Raw genomic sequence first — 17623 nt, forward strand, 5'->3', positions numbered from 1 at the left:
ACAAAAAAAGGGGGCCAAAGCCCCCTTGCAACAGGGTCTTACTCTGCCGCGGCTTCTTCAACCTCGACAAATTCCTCTTCGGACGCTGCCTTCACGATTTCATTGATGCTTTGGTTGCGGCCTTCCAATACGGCATCTGCAACGCCACGCGCATACAGACGGATCGCACGACTGGAGTCATCATTACCAGGAATCACATACGCGATGCCGTCAGGAGAGTTGTTGGTGTCAACCACGCCAATGACAGGAATACCCAGCTTGCCGGCTTCAGTCACGGCGCCGCTTTCATGGCCAACGTCAACGATGAAAATCGCATCTGGCAAACCGCCCATTTCCTTGATGCCGCCGATGGAGCGTTCCAGCTTTTCAATTTCGCGCTTGTAACCCAGAGCTTCCTTCTTGCCAAACTTTTCTAGGCCGCCTTCCTGCAGCATGGCTTCGTAGTCGTTCAGGCGCTTGATGGACTGCTTGACGGTCTTGAAGTTGGTCAACATGCCGCCCAGCCAGCGATGGTTGACGTATGCGCAATTGGCGCGCGCTGCTTCTTCCTTGATGATTTCGCGCGCTTGACGCTTGGTGCCAACAAACAGGATACGGCCCTTGTTTGCAGCCAGCTGACGCACATACTTGAGCGCATCTTCAAACAGCGGCAGGGTCTTTTCCAGGTTGACGATATGAATCTTGTTGCGGTCGCCAAAGATGTACTGAGCCATCTTGGGATTCCAGTAGCGGGTTTGGTGGCCGAAGTGGACACCGGCTTCCAGCATTTGACGCATGGTAACGGACATTTTAAATCTCCAGTAAGGGTTATTGCTTCCATACACCCAACATCACCTGCGTTCAGCAGGCACCCTGTACGGGGTATATGTGCAGATTTACAGCCCGACATAATGGTCAGACTGCAGGATTCGCTGACAGGCTTGAGTTTCCTGCCAAACGGGTGCGTATGCTACCATAAGCAGCTGTACGAACTCAAGGAAAACCTGGGCGCAAGCCTCGCACCACCATGGCAATCAACATCAAGACAGAAAAAGATATCGAAAAAATGCGCGTAGCCTGCAAACTGGCTGCAGAAGTACTGGATTTTATCACGCCCCACGTCAAGCCGGGCGTCACCACAGGCAAGCTGGACGAACTGTGCCATGACTACATGGTCAACGTGCAGAAAACCATTCCCGCTCCGCTTAACTATGCGCCGCATGGCCACACACCTTACCCCAAGTCCATCTGCACATCGGTCAATCACCAAATTTGCCACGGTATTCCTGGGGATAAAGTGCTCAAGAGTGGCGATATCCTTAATATTGACATCACTGTAATCAAGGACGGTTATTACGGCGACACCAGCCGCATGTTCCATGTCGGTGAACTCTCCATCCAGGCCAAGCGCCTGTCTGATATCACCTATGACTGCATGTGGTTGGGTATTGCCCAGGTCAAGCCCGGTGCAACGCTAGGCGACATCGGCCATGTCATCCAAACCTATGCTGAAAAACACGGCTATAGCGTGGTACGCGAATTCTGCGGTCACGGGATCGGCAAAAATTTCCACGAAGACCCGCAAGTGCTGCATTACGGACTGCCAGGCAAAGGCGCCATGCTGAAACCGGGAATGATCTTCACCATCGAACCCATGATCAACGCCGGCAAGCGCGACATCAAGCAGCTTGGCGACGGCTGGACCATCGTGACCAAGGATCACAGCCTGTCCGCGCAGTGGGAACATACGGTACTGGTGACGGAAACAGGCTATGAAGTGCTGACCATTTCCGCAGAAATGCCTGCTCCTCCCGCATTTATCACCCAGTAAGAATGCCCTCTGCAACACAACCCGGACATGCCCACCTGGCACAACAATGGCGCCATCAGCTACAGGAAGATCAACAGGCTTTAAGAGTCGCGTTTGAACAAAAGCCCGATGTCAGCCGCCTGCTGCACGAACAATCCAGGCTGGCAGATCAGGTTCTGTGTTCCCTATGGCAGGCATGCGGATTAAATCAGCATGCCTGCCTGATTGCCGTGGGCGGCTATGGCCGCAGCGAGTTATTTCCTTATTCCGACGTCGATATTCTCATTCTGCTGCCGGATGATAGCAATACCGCCCTCAACCAGAATATTGAAGCGCTGATCAGCACGCTATGGGATACCGGCCTGGCTATCGGCCATAGTGTCCGCACCCTAGCGGAATGCATTGAGGAAGCCCGGCGCGACGTTACTGTGCAAACCAACCTGCTGGAAGCGCGCTACCTAGATGGCAGTACCCCCTTGTACCAGGCTTTCGAGCAAACCATCGCTTTCATCATGCAGGCAGATAGCTTTTTTGAGGCCAAGATCCAGGAGCAGGAACAACGCCACGCTCGTTTCAACGATACTGCTTACAATCTGGAACCCAATATCAAGGAAAGCCCAGGCGGGCTACGTGACTTGCAGAACATCATCTGGATCGCGCGTGCGCTCGGCCTGGGGAGCAATTGGCACGAACTGACAAGAAATCGCATCGTCTCCAAACAAGCTGCCCGCCAAGTACGTCGCCATGAGCGCCATTTGCAGATGCTCCGCATCCGCCTGCATTTCCTGGCCAAGCGCCGGGAAGACAGGCTGCTGTTTGATTTCCAGAACGAACTCGCCACACAATTGGGGCTGGTAACCACCAAGCGCAAACGCGCCAGCGAACAGCTCATGCACGGCTTTTACCAAAGCGCCAAGTTTGTCAGTCTGATCAATGAGATATTGTTGCAAGTGCTGCGCGAACGCATCTATCCGCAGCAGCATACTGTGGTCAGCCTCAACCAGCGCTTCGAGGCTGTCAATGGCCTGCTGGAAACCAAGAGCCCCACCCTGCTCTACGATGATCCTTCCGCCATCCTCGAAAGCTTTCTGGTTTTGCAACAGCACCCGGAACTCAAAGGCATGGGAGCCAACCTGCTGCGTGCCCTGCATCGCACCAAGAGCGAAATTACGCCACAATTCCGCAGCAATCCCAGGAATAAAGCCTTGTTCATGCAGATTATCCAGCAACCAGAAGGCATTACCCGCACTCTGAAACGCATGAACCGCTATGGCGTGCTTGGGCGCTATATCCCTGCGTTCGGGCGCGTCTCCGGCCAGATGCAGCACGACCTGTTCCATGTCTATACAGTGGACGAACATATCCTGAATGTGCTCGCCAATCTGCGACGCTTCGCCAACCCCGACTTTTTGCATGAGTTTCCGGTATGCAGCCGCCTGTTCAAGGAATTTCCCAAGCCATATCTGCTGTATTTAGGTGCGCTGTTCCATGACATTGCCAAAGGACGCGGCGGCGATCACTCCACCTTGGGCGCAGTCGATGCGCGCCGATTTTGCAAGCAGCACAATCTCTCCAAGGAAGACGGCGGGCTGGTCGCCTGGCTGGTAGAGGCTCATTTGGTGATGTCCACTACTGCGCAAAAATCTGATCTGTCCGACCCGGCAGTAGTGGAGAAATTCGCCAGCTACGTCGCCACCGAGCAGCGCCTTGTCGCGTTATACCTGCTCACTGTGGCAGATATTCGCGGTACCAGCCCTAAAGTATGGAATAACTGGAAAGCCGCGCTGCTGGAAAATCTGTTCCGCGCTACCCAACGCATATTGCGCGGCAGCAGCCTGGATGCAGAGCTGGCCGCACGACAGCAGCAGGCCAAGGAAATCCTGAATTACTACGGCATCGTCGAAAACACCTATTTGCCGCTATGGCAACAGTTTGGCCCGGCTTATTTCCTGCGCCACGAAGCTCATCTCATCGCCTGGAACACCCGCCTGCTGTTTGACCATATCAATACCCAACTACCTATCGTGCGTGCCAGATTGAGTCCTGCAGGAGACGGCATCCAGACCATGATCTACATGCCCGACCAAGCGGATATCTTTGCCCGTATCTGCAGTTTTTTCGGCAAGCTTGGCTACAACATTGTGGAAGCCAAGGTTCACACTACTCAACATGGTTATGCTCTTGATAATTTTCTTGTTTTATATCAATCAAATAAGAAACTAAGTTCTCGTGATTTATTAAATTTTATCGAATATGAATTGACACAAAAATTGACTAGTAAAGCTCTTCCAGACGCTCCAGCGCAGGGCCGCATCAGTCGACAGGTCAAGCACATGCCCATCAAGCCTGAAGTCACCTTGAAACAGGAAGCTGACAGCAACAACACCATCCTGGATATCGCTACCAATGACAGGCCAGGCTTGCTCTCACGTATTGCCCATGTGCTACAGCAGCATCATATCCGCCTGCATACCGCCAAGATCAACACCTTGGGCAATCGCGCGGAAGATACTTTCCTGATCTCGGATCAATCAGGCCAACGCCTGGATCAAGGTGTTCTGACACAACTTGAGGCCTCATTACGCGAACAGCTTTAAAGCTGCTACAAAGAAAAAGCCCCGCAATGCGGGGCTTTTTCTTTTGATCAATCCGGCAATTAACCGTGCTTGTAGTGCTTGCGCAGTGGCTTGACCACTTCCCAGCTGCTTTGCAGGCCAACAGGGAACACAACCAGGTCACCAGGAACGATGCGGACTGGTTCGCCACCCTTTGGTGTCACCAGGATTTCGCCTTCGAGAACATATGCAGTTTCCTTGATACCGAAATCCAGTGGAAACTTAGACACTTCCTTTTCCCAGATGGACCAGTTGGCAACGCCCAGTTCCTTCAGTTTTTCTTCACTTGGGTTGTGCTCGATAATAATTTGGCTCATTTAACATCCTTCATCTAAAAATTGAATAGCCGCATGAAACGACCTGCTTGGATCGTAGATTTTAACATGTAGACCCATTCCCGAGTAAATGCGATTCATTTCAGCAATTTTTCCACCAGTCCTTTGCAGGTCAGGCCGCCAAGGCCGCCTTAACCCTTGCTGTTATCCCACCGCGCGCAAGACTGGCGCGCTGTCGTGACCGCGCACCAACGGCAATACTTCTTCGCCAACGCGATAAGCCTCTTCCAGGTGCGGAGTGCTGGCGAGGATGAAAGCATCCGCGCCAAGCCTGACCAGGTCATCCAGGCGCTCGGCCACCTGCTCGTAGCTGCCGACGATGCCCTGGGTCTGCCCGCCGCGCAGCAGGCTGAGACCGGACCAGACGTTGGGATGGATGATGAAGTCGCGGTAATCATTGAGCTCCTTCGGCGCATTGCTGCGCTGACGGCTGGCGCCGACGGAATCCCCGGTTTGCTGGGCGAAACGCTTGTAGCGCTCGCGCGCGGCGTCATCGAGGTTTTCAAACCCGCGCTGCACTTCGCGCCAGGCCTCCTCCTCGGTGCGGCGGGCAATGATGTCCACGCGCACTGCGCATTTGATCTTGCGGCCCAATGCGGCGGTGCGCTCCTTCACGCGGTCGAACTTGTCGCGCAACTGGTCGAAAGGCTCCAGCCATGAAAGATAATAGTCCGCATGCTTGGAGGCGGAAGCCAGGGCCGCGTCGGACGAACCGGAGAAGTAAATCTCAGGAAAGTCCTGGCCCAGGAGCTGGGCCGGCAGCGCCGCATTCTCCACCTGGTAGAACTTGCCCTGGTAGGAAAAACTGTTCCCGCTCCATACGCCGCGCAATACGTCCAGGAATTCTGTCGTGCGCGCATAGCGGTCGTCGTGCGGCGCTACGTCGCCCCACCACAGTTGGGCAGGGCCGCCACCGCCGGTAATCACGTTGTAAAGGGCACGGCCACCGGTGGCGCGTTGCAGGCTAGCCGTCATGCGCGCGGCCACGACTGGGTTCAGGAAGCCCGGCTGGAACGCGATCATGAAGCGGAAAGTACTGGTCTCGCGCGCCAGGAACGAGGAAATCGCCCACGGCTCGTCGGTCATCGGGAAGGAAGGGATCAAGCCGCCCTGGAAGCCCGATATCTCGGCGGCACGCGCCACCTCGGCGATATAGTCGAGGTTGTTGAAACCGTCGCCATGGCCTCCGCTGAGGCCTTTTTGCACGATATGGTCGCCTTGCTGCTGCGACCAGTCGCCGCGGTGGTGCAGCTTGTTGCGCAGCGAGCTTGGCTCGCCGTGCGTTGGAATTCTCCAGAAAACATCAATTGCCATAATATATCGACTCCTCTATCAGGCTGCGCGCTGGCTGGCGCCGTTTATCAGGGAACGCAGCGGCGGCAGGACATTCTCGCCAATGCAGTAGGCCTCTTCCAGGCTGGGGACGGCGCCCAGGATGAACTGCTCAACGCCCGCTTCCGCCAGCGCGGCCAATTGTTCCGTGACTTGCTCGAAGCTGCCGACCAGCGCGGCGCTTGCGCCGGTGCTGGCTGTGGTCAAGCCCTGCCACAACCCTGCGGTATTGCTGTCGTCGGCTTGCTGGCCGCTCTGTTCGGCATAACGCTTGGCGTCGAATACCGCTTCCTCCTCGGTTTCGCGCGCCAGCACATCCACGCGCAGGCCGATTTGCAATGTACGGCCCTGCTTGCTTGCCAGGTTGCGTAAAAGCGAGATTTTCTTTGCGACTTCATCCAGCGGCTGCGCTTCCAGCACATGCACGTCGGCAAGCTTGGCTGAGAGGGCATATGCCTCGTCCGTCTCGCCGGATAGATAGATGGGAGGAACCTTCTGACCGGAAAGCGGCCCTTGGAAGCCGCCTTGCAACACCTGGAAGAAGCGGCCGTCAAAGTCGTACCCGGTCGTGGTGATGACGTTGCGGGCCACAGTGACAAACTCCTCTACCCTTGGATACAGGTCCGCCTGCGCCGCGAAGTCGCCCTGCTGTCTGCGCTTCGCCTCATCGGACTCCACGCCTATCTGCCAGGCAAAACGGCCTTCGGTAAAGCGCTGGTAGCTCACCGCGTTCTTGGCGGCATAAACTGCCGAGCCGCGCGAGGCGTCGAACTCTGCCAGCACCGTCAAGTAGCGCGTCGCACGGCTGAGGTAGCCGGCGACGATCCAGGATTCGTCTCCTTCAGGATCGTTCCTGACCTTGATGCCGTCGAACTTGGCCAGTTCCACCGCCTTGGCGATCTGGTGCAAATGGTCGAAATAATTGAAACGCTGGCCGCGAGGGTCGGTCACGCCCGGCAGGAAATAAGGCCGACTGTCGGCCCTTTCGCCCCGGATGCGTTTTTCGGCGTCGGCATAGCGCCCATCCCCTGAGGTCTGCGCTTGCCAGAAAAATTTAACTGTCATGCATATCTCCGCGATATTTCTATTTAGATCACCATACTTATCGCAGAAACCATGCCATTTCCTGCAAATTCCCATCATTCATATATGGGATTTTTTAGAAGGTTGAATTTATTGGATTAATCCCACTACTCTTTATTTCAAGTCACACGACAGCCTACCCAATCCAGGCCAATTCACAGCCCAAACTGTTTTTATTGCAACAGTTGGCATGTTTTAACTGACTGAATTCAAACAGTTGAGGCATGCACGCCCCCTCAAGGCCAATGGCGAGCGCAGCAATGCCAAGAGCGGGTTGGGGTTTGACGTTGCCCCCGTTTGGCTGCGCCGAGTAGCACAGTGCTGGATGGATTCAGGGCTTGCGTCTGTTTGAGCGCAGCGAGTTCAGCAAGCCCCCATCCGGCACGAGCAACGCAGGGCACCGGGGTCGCCTTTGCTTTGGTTACTTTTATTTGGCGAAGCAAATGAAAGGGACTCGCTGGCAAGCGAAAGGCAGCGCGACAATGCCCAACCGCTATTGGAGAGATATCTCCGAACCGATAATGTTCGCTGAATACGGCACAATACCCACTGCGATTGCGCCTGAAGTGTTAATGACTAAACAACAATCCATCCCCTCAACTGCAAAAGCTCGCCCGGGCGGCGAAAGACATGCAAAGGGTCGTGGGGCAGCAGCTCCTCCGCCGAACCATATCCCCACAACACTGCGGCGGATGGCAGATGATTCCGCAACGCCGCAGTCAGGTCTACATTCCGGTCGCCTATCATCAGGGTGCGTTCCGTTGCAAGGCCAAGCGCTTTCAGTTCCGCAATCTGCTGCCATTTCCTGATGCCAATATCCCCGCCGCTGACAAAGCGGAAATACTGCCTGAGATCGAACAGTTCCAGGATTTTCTCCGCATATACCTGAGGCTTGAAAGTGCAGACTGCCATGACCGTCCCGGCTTCATACAACCTTGCGATAACAATATCCATATCCTGGTACAACTGATTCTCCGCGTAGCCGATGTCGGCATAGCGTTCCCGATACTTCTCCACCAATGCCCTGATCTCATTCTGGTCGCTGCTCCCGGTGATTGCCTGGAAGGTCTGATCAAGCGGAGGCCCGACAAAAGGGCCCAATTCGGCCTCCGTATATGTACGATACCCGGCGTGATGCAACGCATGATTGATGCAGCGCGCGATTCCGGTCAAAGGATCGCTGATCGTGCCGTCCAGATCGAAAAGCAGCTTGTCGTGGCGCATCTCAATCACTCAGGAAATTCCGCTTTTTCATCGGCAATGCGCCTCCAAACCGGAGTGTCATTGCGCTACTCCTTGAAATTGAACTGGCCTTCGGCGTAAAACCCCGCCAAGGGCTTGCGCGGGGTCGGCTGTTCCCTCGCCTGGATATCCTCGGGCAAAGCCGCGCTTTCCCTCTGCTTGCCGATTGCGATCAATATCTCGACCTGGAAGTCTTCTGGCACCCCCAGGACGGACGGTGTGTTGTCGCGGTCGAATCCTCGAAATGAAGAATGATTGAGCCTGGACTTCCGCAAACACCGTGCCACCTTCTGCCTTGAGGTAGAAAAATAGCTATCCTGATACAGAATATTATTAATCCTATTTATCAAAAATATTAAATATCAATTTGTTTTTAAATATATTATTAATTAAAAATTTTCCACACTTTTCAGTATCCACCAACCCCATATAGAGCTTCCAGCACCCAATCCCGCGCGGATATTTCTGCTGCAAAACGAACACAACCTCCCCATCCCGACCAAAGCAGATGATCGAGAATCAACAGGTGCTCGCAAAGCAACACATAAATCAACATACCCAAGGCAATGCCAGATCAACTGTTCAGAAAACAACAGATGATGATCCAGCACCACGATTCCTGTTGCCAAAAAAACACAACAGCACGCCAAACACCTGTCAAATAAAATTATTTATATTTAAATTCAATAAGTTAATTAAAAACCAGAACATTGGCATGGTTCCTGCCACTTGGCATTGACGTTTCATCAATGCAATTTCGTTTTCATCATGATTTCAGGGAACCATATGCCATCCAAGAACCTAGCTATCGCCTTCATCCGCAAGCCTGTTGCCCATGCCCTCCTTGGCGTGCTCACTGGCAGCCTGCTCCTCGGCTCCGCTCATGCCGCTGATGAACAGGAAAAAAACAGCGCGGTGGAAACCACTGAAAACAACGCTGACGCCAATACCGGCGTCACTGCGGCTCAGCCCAAGGAGATCGAATCTGCCCTTGGCAGCGTGGTGGTGACAGCGAACAAGCGCGAAGAAAATGCACAAGAAGTCCCCACTGCAATTTCTGTACTGGGAGGAAATGATTTGCAGGACCGCGGGATAGGCCGCTCTGCAAGCGAAGTGCTTAACTATGTCCCGAACGCATCGGCGAACACCCAGGCAAACGGCCGCCCTCGCTGGTGGATTCGTGGTGTGGGCGCTGGCCAGCAACAAATCGATATGGCCAGTCCTGTCGGCATCTATCTGGATGATGTCTATCTCAGCAATGCCACTGCTACAGGCTTTCCGTTATTTGACCTTGACCGCGTAGAAGTGCTGCGCGGCCCGCAAGGAACTTTGTGGGGCAAGAATACAACTGGAGGCGCCGTTAATATCATCAGCAAGAAGCCCAGCTTTGATTCAGGCGAAAACTATGTGAAAGCCGACATTGGCAATTACGGCTCACGTATTTTTGAAGGCGCAGTTGGTGGAGAACTGGTAAGCGAGCGTGTGGCTGGAAGACTTTCATTCTATGACCAGGATCGCGACGGTTATTTCCGCAATACATTTACCGGTCAACGCGACGGCAGCCAAAAGGATACTGCTATCCGCGGCCAATTGCTGTTCCAGCTCACAGACAACCTGGAAGCGCTGCTCAATATACATCGCCGTGACTATAAGACCGACGGCTCCATCCAGACCGTCACCGGCGTTGGCACAGGTGGTGCCTTCCGCTTCGGCTATGTGCCAAGCGGAAAGCGCAAAGAAGTGGCCGCCAATGCTGATGGCAAAAGTGACTCTACCCAAAACGGCGCAAATCTAACATTTCGCTGGGATCTGGGCGTTTATACGCTGACATCGATCACCGCGTATGAGGATTGGGATTTAAACAGTCTCTCTGATAGCGACAATAGCCCGCTGGAGCTATCGCGCGGTTATACCGACGCCAAGAGCAAGCAATATTCGCAAGAATTCCGGCTGGCCTCACCCCGCGAAGACCGTTGGAACTGGCTCTCCGGCATTCACTTGTTCAAGGAAGACATCGACTCCTATAGCGCCAGCGCGCGCTTGCCAAACGGCACTGTGCCTGCCTTTATTGGCTCGTCAACCAATGCCTTGAATAATTTCAGCTATACCGATTACAGCCACAAGGCTTCGAGCTTCACCTTGTTCGGCAGCACCACTTACAATTGGACCGACTCCTTCGCCACTACCTTGGGCGCCCGCTGGTCAACGGAGAAAAAGGAAACCGATATCTCACGCCGTTCAGCAACAGGCGCTGGCATTACCGCCGCCAGCTACGGCAACATCGCCCAATGGTGGAACGCATTCACCGACACCAACTTGTTTACCAACCCGGTAGGACTGGTAACAAATTTCGATGCCGAGCAGGAAAAACGCTGGAATTCATTTACTTACGATTTCACGCCGGAATACAAGATCAGTGATACCAGCCGAGCATTCTTCAAGTTTGCGCATGGCGAGAAATCAGGCGGGTTCAATACCGCAGCCACTGCCACTGCCGCGCTCAATACCGTCAAGCCGGAAAAGCTGAATGCTTATGAATTGGGCTACAAGTCGGAATGGCTCGAAGGACGCCTGAACTTCAACTCCAGCTTGTTCTATTACGACTACGACGATGTCCAAGTCAACGTAGTCGGCGTTCCGGCCGGCGCCACCACCACGGTTTCCTACTTGCAAAACGCCAAATCAGCATCGATCAAGGGGCTGGAACTGGAAGTGGAAGCCCTGCCTACCAACCGCCTGCGCCTAGTAGGCAATATCGGCCTGCAATCCAGCGAATTCAAGGAATTGGTTGTACAGAACAGCACCACCAATTTCAATGGTAACGACTTGGTGCGCACACCAAATTTCAACAGCCTATTGTCAGCAACTTACCGCATCCCCTTGGACAACGACGCCAAGATCGTTTCAAGCATCGATTGGCACTATACCAGCGACCAGTTCTATTTTGTGAATGCGCAAAACGCATCCCAAAATGCCTACTATAAATTACTTGGCCAACACGGCTATTCGCTGGTAAACGCGCGAGTGACATACAGCACCAAGGGCGACCGCATTTCTGTCACGGGCTATGTCAATAACTTGTTCGACAAGGAATACATCGCCCATGCCCTGCCTGCAGCACCTGCGACCGGCGCCACCACGATTTATGGCTCGCCACGCACAGCAGGAATTTCCTTGACCTTGCGCTTTTAAAAAATAATTACTCCCCGCCTCAGTTCACCTGGCCTGCGGGCCAGGTGCCTTGTTTTTTACAGGACGTGACGTATGACGATCATCCATGCCCCTCTGCTCCGTTGCCTCGCCCTCTATCGTCACATGCCGGAAAAATTTTCCCTGACGGCACTTTTGTTCACGCTGGTCAATATCGGCATGGCATGGCAGCTATGGCTGGTCGGCCAAGCGGTCAACGATGTCCAGAGCGGCAATGCCATTACCAGGCTAGCGGATGGCAGCCTGGAATATTCACAAGCGCTGCACTGGATCGTTCTATTGCTGCTGGTCGCTTTTGGCAGGGGCATATTGCAATATATCGGCGGCCTGATGTCGCTGGTGATCGGCCAAGACCTGCTCACCATCCTGCGCGAGCGCATCCTGCACCAGGTGCAGCGGCTGGATCTCGCCTACCACTGGCGGCATGGCATGGGCGAAATGGTCACGCGTACCACGCGAGATGCCGACAAGGTGCGCGACGCCCTGATCAACTTCTGGCGCCAGGTGTTCGAGGCCAGCCTCTGGGTGCTGGTTTCCGTCGCCCTGCTCTCCTGGTATCACCCATGGCTGGGCCTGGGCACGCTGGCATTCACGCTGGGCGGCATTGCATTATTCGTCACCCAGACAGAAAAGCTGGTGACGCTGGATCGCGCCGTAGGCGCGGCCTACGACGCGGTCAACCAGGAACTGAGCGAAGGAGTGAACGGCGTGCGCGTCATCAAGTCCTTCGGCCTGGAACAGCAGCGCGTCGCGGTTTTCACGACGCTGGTGCAGAGCTTCATGCAGAACGCGCGGAGCGCACTGGCCTATGCCGCCTCGCGTATTCCCCTGCCACAGACCGTGGTTGCCTTGAGCCATGTCTGGATCCTGGCTGCGGGGGCATACCTGGTGCAGCAAGGCACGCTCAATATCGGCGAACTGGTTGCCTCGGTGCTGGTCGCCAATGCGCTGGTGTTCCGCATCGAGGGCATCGGCCGGGTGATCCAGATTTTCGCCGATGCGCGCGCCTCCGCCGCACGCATCTGGGAACTGCTCGACGAGCAGCCGACGATCAAGTCAGGCGCCGACTCCGTTCCAGAAGGGGCATTGGGCATCCGGCTGAATCATGTCGGCATCCAATCCCCTGGCCAGGGCAATGCGATATTGCAGGATTGCAATCTGGAAGTCGCCCCAGGCGAGGTGGTGGCGATCGTGGGCATGACGGGCTCCGGCAAAAGCAGCCTGGCGGGATTGCTGCCGCGCTTGCTGGATGCGGATGCCGGGAGCGTGGAAATCGGCTCGCCATGGGCAGGATGGAACAATATAAAATCATTCAAATTAAATGAATTAAGAAAAAAAATTAATGTCGTTCCTCAAGAAAGTTTCTTGTTCTCCGACACTTTGGAGGCCAACCTACGGCTAGCCAAGCCGGAGGCAAGCGAGCAACAAATCCTGCAAGCCTTGGAGCAAGCGGGTGCAACGGAAGTGCTCGACCGCCTGAGTGACGGCCTGCAGACCAGAATCGGCGATCGCGGCATCACCTTGTCCGGCGGGCAGCGGCAGCGCATCAGCCTGGCACGCGCGTTTCTCGCCGAGCCCTCCATCCTTGTACTGGACGACGCCACCAGCGCGCTGGACGCCATTACCGAGCGCCAAGTGCTGGACAACATCCGCCAGCTGCGCAACAGCAACGGCCAGCCCATCACCGTCATCCTGATTGCCAGCAAGCTCTCCACCATCCTGCTCGCCGACCGCGTCGCCATGCTCGACCAGGGCCGCATCAGCGACCAGGGCACGCATGAGCATTTATCCACCACCAATGCGCAATACCGCGACCTGCTGGGAGTCAACCATGGCAAATGATTTCCGCGGCGACAAGCCGCTCAATGACATCGAGCTGGAACAGGCATTCGCCCGCAAAAAGCTCGATCGCAGCATGTTCTGGCGTCTGCTGCCGCTGCTGCAGGATGTGAAGGGCCGGATTCTCGCCGTCATCCTGCTCGAAATCGTGCTGGTAGGCGTGATCTTCATCCGCCCGTGGTTCCTGCGCGAGGTGATCGACAACGGCTTCATCCAGACCGCGCAAGGCATCGTCCTCAATACCCCGCTGCTGGTCTGGATGTCGGTCGCCACTGGCTTGAGCTGGGCATTGCGTTTCGGCCTGGGCAGCTTTTCGCAATACCTCGCCGGCACGGCAGCCATCGACATCCTCAACAAGCTGCGCATCCGCGTGTTCAGCCATGTACAGGCATTGAGCGTGCGCTATTTCGACCAGACCAAGGCCGGCCGCATCATCTCCCGCGCCGACCGCGATATCGATACGCTGGAGCCCTTGCTGGTGCAGGGCCCGCCCGAGCTGTTCTCGGCGCTGCTGCGCCTGGTCGTGGCCTCGATTGCCCTGTGGTGGATTTCGCCTAAGCTATTTTTAGCCCTGGCCAGCATCGTGCCTTTCCTGATTTTGGGTACTTGGCTGTTCAAGCGCATTTCGGAAAAGATATGGGGACGTGTCGCCGAGGCGCGTGCGCGCTTTACCGCGCACTTGGTGGAAACCGTCTCCGGCGTGCGCATCCTCAAGCAGACGGTCAACGAATCCAGCAACGCGCGCCGTTATCGCGGATTGCTGGAAGACTTCAACAATATCCTCATCAAGGGCTCCATGAAGTCAAGCTGGTTCCTGCCATTGACGCAGGTGCTCAGCACGGTCGGCATGGCCTTCCTGCTCATGGTGGGCGGTATCGGCATCGCGGACCAGGAAATGACGGTCGGCCAGCTCGCGCAGAGTCTGTTCTATGTCCAGCTTTTCCTCGGGCCGCTGCAGGAGCTGAACGATTTGTTCGAGCGCTACACTTCCGGTGCCTCTTCGGCGCAGCGTATCTTCCTGATGCTGGATACAGAACCTGAAATCCAGGACCCGGCAACGCCTGCGACACCCAAGCAGGAATCCGGCAAGGTGGAATTCGACAACGTCATCTTCGGCTACCTGCCGGAAAAGCCCGTCATCCGCGGCTTCAACCTCGACATCCATCCTGGCGAAGTACTGGCGATTGTCGGGCCGACCGGCCACGGCAAAAGCACATTGGTGCAGTTGCTGACGCGTTTCTATGAGGTCAATGCGGGCGCGGTCAGGATAGACGGCCAGGACGTGCGCGAGTATGCGCAGCAGGATTTGCGCCGCAAGGTGGGCATCGTGCTGCAGGACAACGTCCTATTCTCCGGCACGGTGCTGGACAACCTGCGCCTGGCAGCCCCTGAAGCCAGCGATGAAGCCCTGATTGCCGCCGCTCGCGAACTGGGTGCCGATGAAGTGCTGGAGCGGCTGCCTGCGGGCTACCATACCGCAGTCGGCCCGCTAGGCGCATTCCTCAGCCACGGGCAGCGGCAACTGGTCTGCCTGGTGCGCGCCTATCTCGCCAACCCGGCCGTGTTGGTGCTAGATGAAGCCACTTCTGCCGTGGATATCCATACTGAACGCCGTATCCAGACCGCCCTGCGCCGCTTGTGCGAAGGCCGCACCGCCATCATCATCGCGCACCGGCTGGCTACCATCCGGGATGCAGACCGTATTGCCGTCATCTGGGACGGCAATATCCAGGAGCTAGGCAACCATCAACAACTTATCCACCAGGGCGGCGCCTACTCCAGGCTTTACCAGGCATACGAAGAAGCCTCCAACGCCAACAACCAACCTGCCTAGCTTCAACCACAGTCAGGGCTACTGTTTCATCATCAACAGTAGCCCTGGTTACTGTTGATTTACGATCATCAATAAATAATAAATAACATTAATAACTTAATTTAATTAATTGATAAATATATAATTTTAACAACTATTCTATCTATTTTAATTTTGGCATGGAACATGCCACTACTAAGGCTCCAACCTGTTCATCTGCGCAGGCTCAATTACAAGGAGACTCCCCATGTCGTCAGCAAGCTCTCAAAACACTTCCGTTGATACCCTTTGGTACACACGCTGCCCTGTTCCTACCCCGCTCGGCCTTGCAGCCCGCCAGGACTGGTTCAAACAGGAATTCCAGCCCGACAACATCACGATCAACACGCTACAGGAAACCCGCGACCCGGAACTGCTCGAATCGCACTATGACCACAAGCTGCCGCATTCCTTCCGCCAAGGCGGCAACGTCCCTGCTATCTGGGCGCGCGCCAATGGCGCAGATACCAAGGTCATCGGCCTCAACTGGGTTGACGAAGCCCAATTGATTCTCGCCCTGCCTGCTTCCGGCATCAAGGAGCCAAAAGACCTCAAAGGCAAGAAAATCGCATTGCCATTGAACCGCATCAGTATCGACCATCAACGCGCCAGCGCATTGCGCGGCATTGTCGTTACGTTGGAAACAGCTGGCCTTTCCACCAAAGATGTGGAATTGATCGATTTTGAAGTGCCGCAATCCGCGCCTGGCTTTGGCTGGGGCAGCGGCACCCGCGTAGCTTATGCAACCGAGCTGGAAGCGCTCAATAGTGGCAAGGTTGATGTCATTTTCACCAAGGGCGCGCGCGGTTACGAAACTGCTGAAGCCAATGGGCTAACCATTGTTTATGACGTACGCAACCACCCCGACCCGAAAGTCCGCGCCAATAACGGCGCTCCACGCCCTATCACGGTTGATGGAGAGCTTCTGCGCCAGCGGCCTGACCTGGTAGCCCGCTTCCTGCGCCGCATCGTTGATGCTGGCGACTGGGCAGCAGCCCACGAAGCTGAAACCGTAGCCTACATTGCCAAGGAATCTGGCTCCACCGACGACTACGTGCGCAAGGCCTACGGCAACGACATCCACCTGCACCAAGGAACTGAGCTGATCCCGGAATTCATCGCCGCACTGGAGGGCTACAAGAACTTCCTGCTGGAATGGGGCTTCATCAAGGCTGACTTCGACGTCAAAGCCTGGATAGACCCAACCCCGCTGGCCGAAGTGCTGCGCTCCCTTGCAAAGAAAGCAGCGTAATAAGCATATTATTAAAATAATATAGATACATTGACTTATATGCTTAAATTGAGAAGTTAAATCACATCCCGATCCACCTTCCTCTTACACAAGTAAGGTGGATTCCAACATAACCTAAGAGGAGCCCCATGATGGCAACATTACGACTAGGTGATACCGCACCCGACTTTACCCAGGAGTCGAGCATCGGCAAGATTTCTTTCCACGATTGGCTGGGCGACAGCTGGGGTATCCTCTTCTCCCATCCGGCAGACTACACTCCCGTATGCACCACTGAGCTCGGCGCCACCGCCAAGCTGTTCGATGAATTCAAGAAGCGCAACGTCAAACCGATTGCACTTTCCGTAGACCCCGTGGAATCTCATAAAGGCTGGATCGTCGATATCAACGAAACCCAAAGTACCGAGGTCAACTTCCCTATCATCGCCGATGCCGACCGCAAGGTATCTGGACTGTATGACCTGATCCATCCCAACGCCAGCACCACTGCTACCGTGCGCTCGGTATTCATCATCGACCCCAACAAGAAAATCCGCCTGACGCTCACTTATCCCGCCAGCACTGGCCGTAATTTCATTGAGCTTCTGCGCGTGATTGACTCGCTGCAGCTGACCGAATACCACAGCGTAGCTACTCCTGCGGACTGGAAAGATGGCGACGATGTGGTGATTGCGCCATCCATTACCGATCCGGAAGTCCTGAAACAGAAATTCCCCAAGGGCTACAAAACCATTAAGCCCTATCTCAGGCTGACCCCGCAACCTAACAAATAAGCGCCCTTCCACCTGTCATGCCAAGCTATCTACCCGGCTTGGCAAGGCAAGGGAGCTATCCGCACACCTTAATTCCAGCATCCAGACATGTACTTGGATTGCCATTTCAATGCCAAAAAATATGATCTGAAGAAGGAAAATTCAGGCCTGCCAAGACACAGTCAGAATCTCGCAAGTGAGGCTGCAGTTTTTGCAGAAAAACAGTTGACCACTCCCCGCCAGCCCAGTATAGTAGCGCCTTTATCAATTCCCCGATAGCTCAGTCGGTAGAGCAACGGACTGTTAATCCGTGTGTCCCTGG

General features: G+C 55.1%; 13 protein-coding genes. 7 read left to right on the plus strand and 6 right to left on the minus strand.

The annotated features are described in order from the left end of the window. Positions 1 to 38: 38 nt before the first annotated feature. Entirely contained in the window at positions 39 to 788 is a 750-nt protein-coding gene (gene rpsB / locus V7Z75_RS02235; protein ID WP_334106858.1) for a 30S ribosomal protein S2, read from the minus strand. Between the two features lie 218 nt (positions 789 to 1006). Between rpsB and map the strand changes: the two genes are divergently transcribed. Both map and V7Z75_RS02245 read left to right on the plus strand, forming a co-directional pair. Then, the gene (gene map, locus V7Z75_RS02240) at positions 1007 to 1810 is read left to right on the plus strand and encodes a type I methionyl aminopeptidase (protein WP_334106859.1); all 804 of its coding nucleotides are present in this window, start codon (positions 1007 to 1009) and stop codon (positions 1808 to 1810) included. Positions 1811 to 1812: 2 nt separating this feature from the next. After that, on the plus strand, positions 1813 to 4386 hold the full coding sequence (locus V7Z75_RS02245; protein WP_334106860.1) for a [protein-PII] uridylyltransferase: 2574 nt from the start codon (positions 1813 to 1815) through the stop codon (positions 4384 to 4386). 59 nt (positions 4387 to 4445) lie between these two features. Here V7Z75_RS02245 and V7Z75_RS02250 read toward each other — a convergent pair whose 3' ends face one another. The 5 genes from V7Z75_RS02250 to V7Z75_RS02270 form a co-directional block, all read right to left on the minus strand. Continuing rightward, the gene (locus V7Z75_RS02250; protein WP_309565349.1) at positions 4446 to 4721 is read right to left on the minus strand and encodes a cupin domain-containing protein; all 276 of its coding nucleotides are present in this window, start codon (positions 4719 to 4721) and stop codon (positions 4446 to 4448) included. A 162-nt stretch (positions 4722 to 4883) separates the two neighbouring features. Then, positions 4884 to 6053 (minus strand): LLM class flavin-dependent oxidoreductase, encoded by a 1170-nt coding sequence (locus V7Z75_RS02255; RefSeq protein WP_334106864.1) that lies wholly within the window; start codon positions 6051 to 6053, stop codon positions 4884 to 4886. An 18-nt stretch (positions 6054 to 6071) separates the two neighbouring features. After that, a complete protein-coding gene (locus V7Z75_RS02260; RefSeq protein WP_334106865.1) occupies positions 6072 to 7136 on the minus strand; it encodes an LLM class flavin-dependent oxidoreductase in 1065 nt (354 codons plus the stop codon). 594 nt (positions 7137 to 7730) lie between these two features. Continuing rightward, a complete protein-coding gene (locus V7Z75_RS02265; protein WP_334106889.1) occupies positions 7731 to 8378 on the minus strand; it encodes an HAD hydrolase-like protein in 648 nt (215 codons plus the stop codon). A 65-nt stretch (positions 8379 to 8443) separates the two neighbouring features. Continuing rightward, complete coding sequence (locus tag V7Z75_RS02270; protein WP_334106867.1) at positions 8444 to 8671, minus strand: hypothetical protein; 228 nt, start codon at positions 8669 to 8671, stop codon at positions 8444 to 8446. A gap of 511 nt (positions 8672 to 9182) precedes the next feature. On the opposite strand from V7Z75_RS02270, the gene V7Z75_RS02275 reads away from it, so the two are divergent. From V7Z75_RS02275 to V7Z75_RS02295, 5 genes are all read left to right on the plus strand, one after another. After that, positions 9183 to 11588, plus strand: a complete 2406-nt coding sequence (locus tag V7Z75_RS02275) for a TonB-dependent receptor (protein ID WP_334106869.1) — start codon at positions 9183 to 9185, stop codon at positions 11586 to 11588. Between the two features lie 72 nt (positions 11589 to 11660). Further along, the gene (locus V7Z75_RS02280; RefSeq protein ID WP_334106870.1) at positions 11661 to 13448 is read left to right on the plus strand and encodes an ABC transporter ATP-binding protein; all 1788 of its coding nucleotides are present in this window, start codon (positions 11661 to 11663) and stop codon (positions 13446 to 13448) included. Continuing rightward, positions 13438 to 15279 (plus strand): ABC transporter ATP-binding protein, encoded by a 1842-nt coding sequence (locus V7Z75_RS02285; RefSeq protein WP_334106871.1) that lies wholly within the window; start codon positions 13438 to 13440, stop codon positions 15277 to 15279. Before V7Z75_RS02280 ends, V7Z75_RS02285 begins: the two co-directional genes overlap by 11 nt. Positions 15280 to 15505: 226 nt before the next feature. Continuing rightward, complete coding sequence (locus tag V7Z75_RS02290) at positions 15506 to 16549, plus strand: ABC transporter substrate-binding protein (protein ID WP_334106872.1); 1044 nt, start codon at positions 15506 to 15508, stop codon at positions 16547 to 16549. Between the two features lie 131 nt (positions 16550 to 16680). After that, positions 16681 to 17322, plus strand: a complete 642-nt coding sequence (locus V7Z75_RS02295) for a peroxiredoxin (RefSeq protein WP_334106890.1) — start codon at positions 16681 to 16683, stop codon at positions 17320 to 17322. Positions 17323 to 17623 lie beyond the last annotated feature (301 nt).

It is taken from the genome of Methylobacillus sp. (assembly GCF_036844465.1).
Taxonomy (GTDB): domain Bacteria; phylum Pseudomonadota; class Gammaproteobacteria; order Burkholderiales; family Methylophilaceae; genus Methylobacillus.